The following is a 12168-nucleotide window of genomic DNA, read 5'->3' on the forward strand; positions in this document are numbered from 1 at the left end:
GCGAACCGGTGGGCGGGTAAATGCACCTATGGGCCGGGTAAACGCACCTGTGGGTCGGGTAGGCGCACCTATGGGCCGGGTGAATGCACCTGTAGGTCGGGTAAACGAGCGTCAGCGAGTGCACCCGACGGCTTGCGATTAAAAGTATGAGAAAATTCATCTTTCTAGTGTGAGTAATCACAATATATTGGCATATTGGTTTATGGGGTTTTCTCGTGTTTCCGATAGCAGATAATTGATTCTGTTTTCTTGTGTAATTGATAAGTAAGTGGCGGGGGTGTGACTAAGTTTTATATGAGTGGTCGGCGACTTTGTCGAACGATGCCGTCGAGTCGCTTATTGATACTTCGGGACGAGGCGCCGGGGAGTAAGTCGGGGACGTAATACACCGGATGGTGGCTCCGTCGTAAAGCTCCTTGGCCCGGAAGTGGGCCGGATAATTATCGCTAACCTGAGTGGCTGTGGGAGAAAAACCATGTCAGAAGATATCCTGGAAGTCACGAGTGCCATCAAGGTCGACGAAAGCCCCAGCGAGCAGGATGATGATATCTCCGTCGCCGACGGGGAGACGCTGTTTGCCGACCTCTACAACCTATTCGGTACGCCCGCGAATCTCGCCTTCAAGGCGGGGATGATCAGCACCCCCGACGGACTCACGACCATCGGCTGGGCGGCGGACGCGGATGGCACCTCTATCGAAGACCTCGCCAGCAACCTGAAGGCGCTGGACCCCGACACCGATACCTACGAAACGGTAACGCTAAATACCGATCCGAGCGATGACAATATACTGATCGGAAGGACGGAATCGGGCAATGTCGCCTTTATCGCGGTAATCGTGCCGAGCGCGGACGGCACCTCGTCCGATGTCTATCTCCTCGACTACCTGCCGAAGCAGCATGCCGACGGGTCGAATCCCGATGACACCACCACGCTGAACAACCTCTTCGTCAATGTCACCGTGGAGGAAACCCTCCAGTTCGATTTCGAGGGGGCGCCTTCGGGAAATAACGACTTTATGGCCTTCGGCGAGTCTGGTGGTGTGGCGATCGTGGTCACCGGGCGCAGCGCAGGCGAGACTGTCAATAGCAGCAAGTCCAATAACGAGCCAACCTCGCTCGCCGCCAACAGCAATAATATCAATGCCGGCGAGGGGCTAGTCGTTACCTATGTCAACGAGATGGACCCGAATTACCTGGTCCCCGATCTGTCCGGGCCCGAGGCCAGCGACCCGGCCAATATCCAGTTCGGCTCGCTGCAGTCGGCCACGGAAGGCTCGGTAACCATCGTCAAGGTGGGCCCCGGTAATACGACCGCGACGGTGGAACTTACCGCGCTCTTCACCGCACAGGAGGAGGGCACCGGCTTTATTCCGGGGATCGCCGACGATACCGTTATCGAGATTACCGCCGTCTACGTCAACGACGTGGCGGTGGCCTTTACCACCGATGCCAGTGGCACCGTGAAGGTCACGGGAATTACCAATAACGACGTGATTACCTTCGAGACCGCCGGCGACCATAACCGCTTTATGGTGGAGAATGGTGGAACGGGGAATGCCAGGTTCAATATCGGCGGCGTGGCACTTGCTGATATCAATACGCAGAGCGATGCCGATGCGATTACCCTGGAGTTCGATGACGATGGGCCGGGCGATCCGACGGTGGCGCTGAGCGGGACCGACCCGGTCGGGCTGACCTTCGACGGTGGGCTGAGCGGCGGTAACTTCACCGGCACCGAGAGCGGCGACGACACCAACGGCTCGCCGACGGTCGCGGTGGTCGACTTCTCGACCGCCTTCACCATCGGCAACCAGGACGACTTCGGGGCCGACGGCGCCGGGCAGACGGATATCGACTACGCGCTGCAACTGGCGACCGGCGTGTCGGAGGGCGATTCCTCGGGCCTGACCTCGGACGGGGAGGCGATCAACCTCTACATCAACGGTGACGGCACCCTGGTCACGGGCTCGACCGCCGCGGACGAGGGCTCGGTCGCGGCCGGCAACACGATCTTTACCCTGGCGCTCAATAGCACCACGGGCGTGCTGACGCAGACCCAGAGCGGGGTGATCGACCACGACCAGACCGACACCTACGACGGCGCCTACATCAGCGACGAACAGGCGCTGGCCGACGGGCTGGTCGAGCTGGTGGCCTCGGCCGAGACCACCGACAGCGAGGGTGACACCAGCGGTGTCAACTCCGAGGCGCTCGATCTCGGCGGCAACGTGCGCTTCGGCGATGACGGCCCGGGCGATCCGACGGTGGCGCTGAGCGGGGCCGACCCGGTCGGGCTGACCTTCGACGGTGGGCTGAGCGGCGGTAACTTCACCGGCACCGAGAGCGGCGACGACACCAACGGCTCGCCGACGGTCGCGGTGGTCGACTTCTCGACCGCCTTCACCATCGGCAACCAGGATGACTTCGGGGCCGACGGTGGCGGGCAGACGGATATCGACTACACGCTGCAACTGGCGGCCGGCGTGTCGGAGGGCGATTCCTCGGGCCTGACCTCGGACGGGGAGGCGATCAACCTCTACATCAACGGTGACGGCACCCTGGTCACGGGCTCGACCGCCGCGGATGAGGGCTCGGTCGCGGCCGGCAACACGATCTTTACCCTGGCGCTCAATAGCACCACGGGCGTGCTGACGCAGACCCAGAGCGGGGTGATCGACCACAGCCAGACCGACACCTACGACGGCGCCTACATCAGCGACGAGCAGGCGCTGGCCGACGGGCTGGTCGAGCTGGTGGCCTCGGCCGAGACCACCGACAGCGAGGGTGACACCAGCGGCGTCAACTCCGAGGCGCTCGACCTTGGCGGCAACGTGCGCTTCGGCGATGACGGCCCGGGCGATCCGACGGTGACGCTGAGCGGGACCGACCCGGTCGGGCTGACCTTCGACGGTGGGCTGAGCGGCGGTAACTTCACCGGCACCGAGAGCGGCGATGACACCAACGGCTCGCCGACGGTCGCGGTGGTCGACTTCTCGACTGCCTTCACCATCGGCAATCAGGACGACTTCGGGGCCGACGGTGGCGGGCAGACGGATATCGACTACGCGCTGCAACTGGCGGCCGGCGTGTCGGAGGGGGATCCCTCGGGCCTGACCTCGGACGGCGATCCGATCAACCTCTACATCAACGGTGACGGCACCCTGGTCACGGGCTCGACCGCCGCGGACGAGGGCTCGGTCACGGCCGGCAACACGATCTTTACCCTGGTGCTCAATAGCACCACGGGCGTGCTGACGCAGACCCAGAGCGGGGTGATCGACCACGACCAGACCGACACCTACGATGGCGCCTACATCAGCGACGAACAGGCGCTGGCCGACGGGCTGGTCGAGCTGGTGGCCTCGGCCGAGACCACCGACAGCGAGGGTGACACCAGCGGCGTCAACTCCGAGGCGCTCGATCTCGGCGGCAACGTGCGCTTCGGCGATGACGGCCCGGGCGATCCGACGGTGACGCTGAGCGGGACCGACCCGGTCGGGCTGACCTTCGACGGTGGGCTGAGCGGCGGTAACTTCACCGGCACCGAGAGCGGCGACGACACCAACGGCTCGCCGACGGTCGCGGTGGTCGACTTCTCGACCGCCTTCACCATCGGCAACCAGGACGACTTCGGGGCCGACGGCGCCGGGCAGACGGATATCGACTACGCGCTGCAACTGGCGACCGGCGTGTCGGAGGGCGATTCCTCGGGCCTGACCTCGGACGGGGAGGCGATCAACCTCTACATCAACGGTGACGGCACCCTGGTCACGGGCTCGACCGCCGCGGACGAGGGCTCGGTCGCGGCCGGCAACACGATCTTTACCCTGGTGCTCAATAGCACCACGGGCGTGCTGACGCAGACCCAGAGCGGGGTGATCGACCACGGCAAAACCGACACCTACGACGGCGCCTATATCGTTGACGAGCAGGCGCTGGCCGACGGGTTGGTCGAGCTGGTGGCCTCGGCCGAGACCACCGACAGCGAGGGTGACACCAGCGGTGTCAACTCCGAGGCGCTCGACCTCGGCGGCAACGTGCGCTTCGGCGATGACGGCCCGGGGGATCCGACGGTGGCGCTGAATGAAACCGACCCGGTCGGGCTGACCTTCGACGGCGGGCTGAGCGGCGGCAACTTCACCGGCACCGAGAGCGGCGACGACACCAACGCCTCGCCGACGGTCGCGGTGGTCGACTTCTCGACCGCCTTCACCATCGGCAATCAGGACGACTTCGGGGCCGACGGCGCCGGGCAGACGGATATCGACTACGCGCTGCAGCTCGCGGTGGCGGAAGGCACCGCTTCGGGCCTGACCTCGGGCGGGGAGGCGATCAACCTCTACATCAACGGTGACGGCACCCTGGTCACGGGCTCGACCGCCGCGGACGAGGGCTCGGTCGCGGCCGGCAACACGATCTTCACCCTGGCGCTCAATAGCACCACGGGCGTGCTGACGCAGACCCAGAGCGGGGTGATCGACCACGGCCAGACCGACACCTACGACGGCGCCTACATCAGCGACGAGCAGGCGCTGGCCGACGGGCTGGTCGAGCTGGTGGCCTCGGCCGAGACCACCGACAGCGAGGGTGACACCAGCGGTGTCAACTCCGAGGCGCTCGACCTCGGCGGCAACGTGCGCTTCGGCGATGACGGCCCGACCATCGCCGTCGGCGATGCCTCCGGCACCTATCCGGAGCCGGAGTCGGAGGATCCGGCCAAGGCTACCGGTACCTTCGTCGATGGTCCCGGGGCCGACGGGTTCGCCGATCTGGCGATCACCTTCGATTCGTATGAGATCGACGACAACGGCCCCATCCAGACTTCGGATCCGGATGCCAGCGTGACCTTTATGGAGTCGGTCACCGATACGACCTGGACGGGGACCATTACCGATGACTTCAATGGGGACGGCGAGTCCGAAACGGTCGAGTTCACCCTAGATGTCGATCTCGACAATGACACCTATATGGTCACCCTCGATACCCCGCCAGCACAAGAGATCGTGCTATCGACGGCGGATGGCTCGCTGGATGCCGGTGGCCCCGATCCGGTGCGGACTCTGACCCTGCTGGATTCCAGCCAGGTCGTGTTCTCCGCGGTGGATCCCACGGCCTCGTCGGGTGATATCTCGCTGTTCCTCAACCAATCGGAGGCCGCCATCGAAGCGGGCGCTACCTACCTGAGCGACGACGAGATGAACGTCAGTACCGCCGGCATCGGGAACGGTAACAACAACTTCAACGGCAACGCGCTTTCGGGCATCGACGGCAATGTGACACAGGGCGGCAAGGTCGATGAGAGTTTCGTTGTCGACCCGACCGGCTTCAACGTGAGCAGCGTCAAGGTCTACATCGACAACTCGGTGGGGGGCTATGACAACCCTCCGGAAGAACTCTACTACCGAGTCTACTACGCGGACGGAACGGTGAGCGCGGAGACCTTGGTCACGGATGCTCATCCGCTCTCGCCGGAGGCGGGCGGTCAGGTCAGCTTCACGATCGGTGACCCCGAGGGCCCCAACGACATCGATGCGGTGCAACTGTTCATGGGTACTGGGACCATCAAGATCCCGGTCATCGAGTTCACCACTTCGGAGCAGTTCGATCCGGATCCCCTCGCGTTGAATTTCACCGCAACGCTCGAGGACGGCGACCAGGACACTGCGGCGTACACGTTCTCCGTGGACTTCGACGCCTTGCTCTAAGCCAAGACGCGGGCCTGCCATCCGGTGGGCTCGCCCCATTCACCCTCTGTGGCCGACCCGCATCGCGCGGGTCGGCCCGTTGCATTATGTGCCGGGCCGGGCCTTCCCGATCGGGTCATCGTCCAGGGAAGCGATAACTGTCGGGGACTCATGCTAAGCGCATCACGCCTCTCTTTTTATAACTATCAAGTATAAAAACATGACTTTCTGTCGTTTATGATGGTGGCTCCAGAATCGCGATGCGAATGGAGGCCCCATGTCCCAGCAGCCCGTCATCACTGCCTTCTTCGACGAGCCCACCAATACCTTCAGCTATGTGGTGCAAGACCCGGACGGTCCGGCCTGCGCCATCCTCGACTCGGTGCTCGATTTCGACTACGCCGCCGGTCATACCGAGGTGCGTTCCGCCGACGAGATCGTCGCCTTCGTGCGGGGGCGTGGTCTCACCGTCGAGTGGATCCTCGAGACCCATGTGCATGCCGATCACCTGTCGGCGGCGCCCTACCTCCACGAGCGGCTCGGCGGGCAGACCGGCATTGGCGCGCGCATCACCGAGGTACAGGAGATCTTCGGCAAGACCTTCAATGCCGGCACCGAGTTCGCCCGCGACGGCAGCCAGTTCGATCGCCTCTTCGAGGAGGGCGACACCTTCGCCATCGGCCGGCTCGAGGGGCGCGTCCTGCATACCCCGGGACATACCCCGGCCTGCCTCACCTATGTGATCGGCGATGCCGCCTTCGTCGGTGACACCCTCTTTATGCCCGATTACGGTACCGCTCGCTGTGACTTCCCCGGCGGCGATGCCCGCACCCTCTATCGCTCCATCCAGAAGGTGCTGGCGTTGCCCGACGAGACGCGCCTGTTCCTCTGCCATGACTACAAGGCACCGGGGCGCGAGGAGTATCAGTATCAGACCACGGTGGCCGAGCAGCGCGCCCACAACGTCCACGTCCATCGGGGCGTCGGCGAGGAGGCGTTCGTGCGCATGCGTACCGAGCGGGATGCCACCCTGGGCATGCCACGACTGATCATCCCCTCGGTGCAGGTCAATATGCGCGCCGGCGAGATGCCTCCCGCCGAGGACAATGGCCAGGTCTATCTCAAGGTACCTATCAATCGCTTCTGAGGGCAGGGGCATTATCGACGAGGAGGAGTATCACGGTGGATTGGAGCGCAAGTCTGCATGGGCTGGCGGGAGGCGTGTTGATCGGCCTCTCGGCCACCTGGCTGATGGGCAGCCTGGGGCGAATCGCCGGCATCAGCGGCATTCTCTCCAGCCTGGTGTTCGAGCGTCCCAGGGGCGATAGCGCCTGGCGGCTGACCTTCCTGCTGGGGCTGATCAGCGGTCCCCTGCTGGTCATGGCATCGGGTGGCGGGCTCGGCAATGTGGCGGGTCAGGGTGCCGGTGCGGTGATCGGCGCCCCGGCCGGTGGCGTGGGCCTGATGGTCGTCGCCGGCCTGCTGGTGGGGCTGGGGACCGGGATCGGTAGCGGCTGCACCAGCGGCCATGGGGTCTGCGGCCTGTCGCGGCTCTCGCCGCGTTCGCTGGCGGCGACCCTGACCTTCCTGAGCATGGCCATGGTCACCGTCTATGTGGTCCGACATCTGCTGGGAGGTGGCGCATGAAGGCGGCGATGGGCTATCTGGCCGGGCTGCTGTTCGGCCTGGGGCTGGCGATATCCGGGATGACCGACCCGGCCCGGGTGCTGGGCTTCCTGGATATCGCCGGGGCCTGGGATCCGACCCTGATGTTCGTGCTGGGCGGTGCCGTGGTCACCACCTTTATCGGCTATCGGCTGGTGTGGCGACGCGGCGCGCCCCTGGTGAGCAAGGCGTTTCGGTTGCCCAGTCGCCGCGATCTCGATGCGCGGCTGCTCGGCGGCGCGGCGCTGTTCGGCATCGGCTGGGGGCTCTCCGGCTATTGTCCGGGGCCGGCCTTCGCCTCCATCGGCGGCTTGAGCGCGCCGCTGGCGGCCATGCTGGTGGCGATGCTGGCGGGCTGGTACCTGGCTCGCCGGTGGTAGGTCGGGTAAGCGAGCGACAGCGAGCGCACCCGACAGCAGGCGATACCGTATCGTCGGAGGTACTCGTATCGTCGGAGGTGCTCGCATCGTCCGAGGTACTCGCATCGTCGGATGCACTCGCATCGTCGGATGCACTCGCATCGTCGGATGCACTCGCCTTCGGCTCGTTTATCCGACCTACGCTCGTTTATCCGACCTACGCTCGTTTATCCGACCTACGCTCGTTTATCCGACCTACGTTGGTTTGTCCGGCCTATGGGCGCGGTGAGCCCATCACCGTTTCCATGGCCTGCTCATCGGGCAGGCCCTGGGCCAGCTCCACCAGCTCGCCCTGGCGGTAGAGGATACCGGGGGTGGCCATGATGCCGAGGCCATGCATCAACTGCTGGTTGGCATAGATGGCCTCTTCCAGTGCCCGGGGCAGTTGCTCCAGGGGCGCGATCTCGCCGCCGGCCTGGTGCTCGGCCAGGGCCGCGGCGGGGTCGTCGCTGGCCAGCAGGGCGACGGCCTCCCGCGGGCTCTGGCTGCTCAATATCCCCACCATGATATGTCGCAGTTGCACTCGGCCGGCCTCGACCCAGGGGCGGGCCGCCGTCCAGAAGGCGTCGCAGTAGGGGCAGCGAGTGTCGGTAAAGACATAGACGACGCGTTCGGCGGCGTCGTCGCCATCGGCGATCCAGGCACTCTGTTCGAGTTCGGCCCAGGTCTCGGCATCCTGGGGCGCGCGCACCAGGCGCTCCAGGGGGGCGGCGCTCAGGTCGTTGCCCGCGGCGTCCTGCAGGGTGCCGACGATCACATGCTCGCCATCCGCCAGCAGGTAGGCGGCCAGTTCTCGACCCTGATAGCTGCCGGCGTAGCCGGTCAGGCCGCCGGGGGCCTCGAAGCTGCCGTGGATGCTCAGCCCCTGGCGCTCCAGGGCGGCGATGGGGGCGGGCAGGGACTCGGCCCCGGTGGGCAGGGCGGCGGTGATCAGGACGGCGCCGAACAGCAAGGCACGAGGGGGCATGGTGTCTCCGGGGATAGTGGCTGGGCGAGGTATCGGCGAATCGCTACAATAGGACGCAATCCAGCCAACAGTAAATCCCGGAACCGATTCATGCATTGTCCCTTCTGCGGTGCCCATGACACCAAGGTCACCGACTCCCGCCTGGTGGTGGATGGCGATCAGGTGCGCCGTCGCCGCCAGTGCGCGGCCTGCGGCGAGCGCTTCACCACCTACGAGACCGCCGAGCTGGTGATGCCCCGGGTGATCAAGGCGGATGGCTCACGGGAGAGCTTCGACGAGGCCAAGCTGCGCGCCGGCATGCTGCGCGCGCTGGAGAAACGCCCGGTCAGCGCCGAGTCCATGGAGGCCGCCGTGGAGCGGATTCGTCAGCGGCTGCGTGCCCGCGGCGAGCGGGAGATCCAGGCCCGCGATATCGGCGAGGAGGTGATGCAGGCCCTCAAGCGCCTCGATCAGGTGGCCTATATTCGCTTCGCCTCGGTCTATCGGCGCTTCCAGGACCTGGACGAATTCCGCGCCGAGATCGATCGCCTGGCCCAGGAACCGCAATTTTCGCCCCACGACGACTGAAACTCCGAGGAGCCCCATGGCCATGCCTACCCCCGAGCAGTGGATGGCGCGCGCCCTGACCCTGGCGCGCCGCGGTCGCTACACCACCCATCCCAATCCCCGGGTCGGCTGCGTGCTGGTCAAGGAGGGGCGCCTGGTGGGAGAGGGCTTCCATCGCCGCGCCGGCGAGCCCCATGCCGAGGTGCTGGCGCTGCGGGCGGCCGGCACGGCGGCGCGGGGCGCCACCGCCTATGTGACCCTCGAACCCTGCGCTCACCAGGGGCGCACCGGCCCCTGCGCCCGCGCCCTGGTGGACGCCGGGGTGGCGCGGGTGGTGGCCGCCATGCAGGACCCCAACCCCCGGGTGGCCGGCCAGGGCTTCGCCATCCTCCGCGAGGCCGGTATCGAGGTGGCCTGCGGGCTGCTGGAGGCCGAGGCGCGGGCGCTCAACCCCGGCTTTATCCGGCGCATGAGCGCGGGGCGTCCCTTCGTGCGCCTGAAGATGGCCATGAGCCTGGATGGTCGCACCGCCATGCGCTCCGGCGAGTCGCAATGGATCACCGGCCCCCAGGCCCGCTCCGCGGTGCAGCGGCTGCGCGCCGAGTCCGGCGCGGTGATGACCGGGGTGGAGTCGATCATCTTCGATAACTCGCGGTTGACGGTACGCGCCGACCAGTTGGGGCTCGCGGACGCCGAAACGATTGCCGGGCGCCAGCCGCTGCGGGTGGTGGTGGATTCGTGGCTGCGGATGCCCGAGGCCGCGGCCTGCCTGCGCGAGCCGGGGCGAACCCTGGTGGCGACCCGCAGCGAGGACGGCGAGCGGCGCGCGCGCCTGGAGGCCGTCGGCGCCGAGGTGGTGGTCCTGCCGGCAGGAGAGGGCGGCCGGGTCGACCTCTCGGCGCTGCTGGCGCACCTGGCCGCCGAGGAAGAGGTGAACGAGGTGCTGCTGGAGACCGGGGCGACCCTGGCCGGGGCCATGCTCGACGCCGGCCTTATCGACGAATTGCAGCTCTTTATGGCGCCGACCCTGCTGGGCGGCGAGGCGCGACCGTTGTTCCAGCTGCCGGGCCTCGAGCGCATGACCCAGCAGCGCCCCCTGGAGATCCTCGATATCCGCGCCATCGGCCAGGATTGGCGGATCACCGCCCGGCCGCGGCGGGTCACGTAGGTCGGATAAGCGAGCCTGTAGGTCGGGTAAACGAGCCTGTAGGTCGGGTAAACGAGCCTGTAGGTCGGGTAAACGAGCGTCAGCGAGAGCACCCGACTAGCGCCTGGCGTTCGACCCGGGAGAGTCGGATGCCCTCGCCGTAGGCTCGCTTATCCGACCTACCTCTGCCCCCTGGCTTATCCGACCTACTGGCGCCAAACGTTCGACCCAAGTGAGTCCCTGAGCGCCAAGGGCGCTTTGGCACTGGTCCCACGGGTTAGCGACGGTCGGCCTTGGACTAGCGCCTGGCGTTCGACCCAAGTGAGTCCCTGAGCGCCAAGGGCGCTTTGGCAGATGGCCTGATACAGGCCGGCATGGGTGGCCAACCACTAGCGCCTGGCGTTCGACCAAGGTACCCTGAGCGCCGGCCCGATAGGGGCGTTGGTATTTGGCAACGTCGTCGCCCGGTGGCGACACCCGGCCCAATCAGAGATTCGGAGATCCCATGGCGCACTCTTCCCAGGATTCGGCTTCCCCCGAGTCCTCCACTCAGGCCGCCGCGTCCGGCAACGGACTGGCCAGCATCGAGGCCCTGGTCGAGGACATTCGCCAGGGCAAGATGGTGATCCTGATGGACGATGAGGATCGCGAGAACGAAGGCGATATCATCATGGCCGCCGAGAAGGTCGAGGCCGAGCATATCAACTTCATGGCGCGGCACGCCCGTGGCCTGATCTGCCTGCCGATGACCCGTGAGCGCTGCGAGCGCCTCAAGCTGCCGCTGATGGTCAGCGACAACGGCTCCGGCTTCGGTACCAAGTTCACCCTCTCCATCGAGGCCGCGGAAGGGGTCACCACCGGGATCTCCGCCGCCGACCGCGCCCGCACCGTGCAGGTGGCCGCGGCCCGCGACGCCAAGCCCGAGGATATCGTCCAGCCGGGGCATATCTTCCCGCTGATGGCCGAACCCGGCGGCGTGCTGCGCCGCGCCGGCCACACCGAGGCGGCCTGCGATCTGGCGGCCATGGCCGGCCTGGAGCCCAGCGGCGTGATCTGCGAGATCATGAACGAGGACGGCTCCATGGCGCGCCGCCCGGAGCTGGAGCGCTTCGCCGCCGAGCATGGCATCAAGATGGGCACCATCGCCGACCTGATCCACTATCGCATCCATAACGAACACACCGTGGAGCACCTGGAGGCGACGCCGGTGGACACCGCTTTCGGCGAGCTGAGCCTGCATGTGTTCCGCGACAGCATCCAGGGCGCCCATCACCTGGCCCTGGTCAAGGGACGCCCCCACCCGGACGGCCCCACCACGGTGCGGGTGCACCTGGCCGATACCCTGCGCGACCTGCTGACCCTGAGCAAGCCGGAGAGCCAGAGCTGGACCGCCGGCGCGGCCCTGGCCGAGGTGGCCGCCGCCGAGGCCGGCGTCTTCGTGCTGCTCGACGATGGTCGCCCCCATCAGGATCTCAAGGATCAGCTGGACATCCTGCTGGAGCGCAAGCGGGCACCGCGCACCACCGATTCCGATGGTGCCGGCAACTACCTGACCATCGGCACCGGCTCGCAGATCCTGCGCCACCTGGGCGTGGGGCAGATGCGTCTGCTCAGTTCACCGTGGAAGTTCTCGGCCCTGTCGGGGTTCGATCTGGAAGTGGTGGAGCGGGTCGGCCCCTGAGCCGCCGTCGCCACCGATTCTTCAATTTAGTGGCGGGCCCTCGGGCCCGCCGATAGG

General features: G+C 66.2%; 8 protein-coding genes. 7 read left to right on the forward strand and 1 reads right to left on the reverse strand.

Annotation, left to right across the window (positions count from 1 at the left end):
* Positions 1-475: 475 nt before the first annotated feature.
* The 4 genes from NFU04_RS10355 to NFU04_RS10370 all read left to right on the forward strand — a co-directional run bounded on the left by NFU04_RS10355 (position 476) and on the right by NFU04_RS10370 (position 7731).
* A complete protein-coding gene (locus NFU04_RS10355; protein ID WP_251309364.1) occupies positions 476-5707 on the forward strand; it encodes a beta strand repeat-containing protein in 5232 nt (1743 codons plus the stop codon).
* A 256-nt stretch (positions 5708-5963) separates the two neighbouring features.
* Complete coding sequence (locus NFU04_RS10360; protein ID WP_251309365.1) at positions 5964-6833, forward strand: MBL fold metallo-hydrolase; 870 nt, start codon at positions 5964-5966, stop codon at positions 6831-6833.
* Between the two features lie 35 nt (positions 6834-6868).
* Complete coding sequence (locus NFU04_RS10365) at positions 6869-7333, forward strand: YeeE/YedE family protein (RefSeq protein ID WP_251309366.1); 465 nt, start codon at positions 6869-6871, stop codon at positions 7331-7333.
* Positions 7330-7731, forward strand: coding sequence for a DUF6691 family protein (locus NFU04_RS10370; RefSeq protein WP_251309367.1), 402 nt, complete (start codon positions 7330-7332; stop codon positions 7729-7731). The genes NFU04_RS10365 and NFU04_RS10370 overlap by 4 nt, the downstream gene beginning before the upstream one ends.
* Positions 7732-7984: 253 nt before the next feature.
* On the opposite strand, the gene dsbG is transcribed toward NFU04_RS10370, so the two are convergent.
* Positions 7985-8737, reverse strand: coding sequence for a thiol:disulfide interchange protein DsbG (gene dsbG / locus NFU04_RS10375; protein WP_251309368.1), 753 nt, complete (start codon positions 8735-8737; stop codon positions 7985-7987).
* 90 nt (positions 8738-8827) lie between these two features.
* On the opposite strand from dsbG, the gene nrdR reads away from it, so the two are divergent.
* The 3 genes from nrdR to ribBA all read left to right on the forward strand — a co-directional run bounded on the left by nrdR (position 8828) and on the right by ribBA (position 12111).
* A complete protein-coding gene (gene nrdR, locus NFU04_RS10380) occupies positions 8828-9304 on the forward strand; it encodes a transcriptional regulator NrdR (protein WP_146804435.1) in 477 nt (158 codons plus the stop codon).
* A gap of 16 nt (positions 9305-9320) precedes the next feature.
* Positions 9321-10451 carry a bifunctional diaminohydroxyphosphoribosylaminopyrimidine deaminase/5-amino-6-(5-phosphoribosylamino)uracil reductase RibD gene (gene ribD / locus NFU04_RS10385; RefSeq protein ID WP_251309369.1) on the forward strand — a complete coding sequence of 377 codons (1131 nt, stop codon included), beginning with the start codon at positions 9321-9323 and terminating at the stop codon, positions 10449-10451.
* A 484-nt stretch (positions 10452-10935) separates the two neighbouring features.
* Positions 10936-12111: a bifunctional 3,4-dihydroxy-2-butanone-4-phosphate synthase/GTP cyclohydrolase II gene (ribBA, locus tag NFU04_RS10390; protein ID WP_251309370.1), complete on the forward strand. Its 1176-nt coding sequence runs from the start codon at positions 10936-10938 to the stop codon at positions 12109-12111.
* Positions 12112-12168 lie beyond the last annotated feature (57 nt).

It is taken from the genome of Halomonas sp. NCCP-2165, from assembly GCF_023708045.1.
In the GTDB taxonomy this organism is placed as follows: domain Bacteria; phylum Pseudomonadota; class Gammaproteobacteria; order Pseudomonadales; family Halomonadaceae; genus Bisbaumannia; species Bisbaumannia pacifica.

Coding starts and splice junctions, on each gene's coding strand:
- dsbG (WP_251309368.1), bottom strand. CDS start 8,737: ATGCCCCCTCGTGCCTTGCTGTTCGGCGCCGTCCTGATCACCGCCGCC.
- NFU04_RS10370 (WP_251309367.1), top strand. CDS start 7,330: ATGAAGGCGGCGATGGGCTATCTGGCCGGGCTGCTGTTCGGCCTGGGG.
- ribD (WP_251309369.1), top strand. CDS start 9,321: ATGGCCATGCCTACCCCCGAGCAGTGGATGGCGCGCGCCCTGACCCTG.
- ribBA (WP_251309370.1), top strand. CDS start 10,936: ATGGCGCACTCTTCCCAGGATTCGGCTTCCCCCGAGTCCTCCACTCAG.
- nrdR (WP_146804435.1), top strand. CDS start 8,828: ATGCATTGTCCCTTCTGCGGTGCCCATGACACCAAGGTCACCGACTCC.
- NFU04_RS10360 (WP_251309365.1), top strand. CDS start 5,964: ATGTCCCAGCAGCCCGTCATCACTGCCTTCTTCGACGAGCCCACCAAT.
- NFU04_RS10355 (WP_251309364.1), top strand. CDS start 476: ATGTCAGAAGATATCCTGGAAGTCACGAGTGCCATCAAGGTCGACGAA.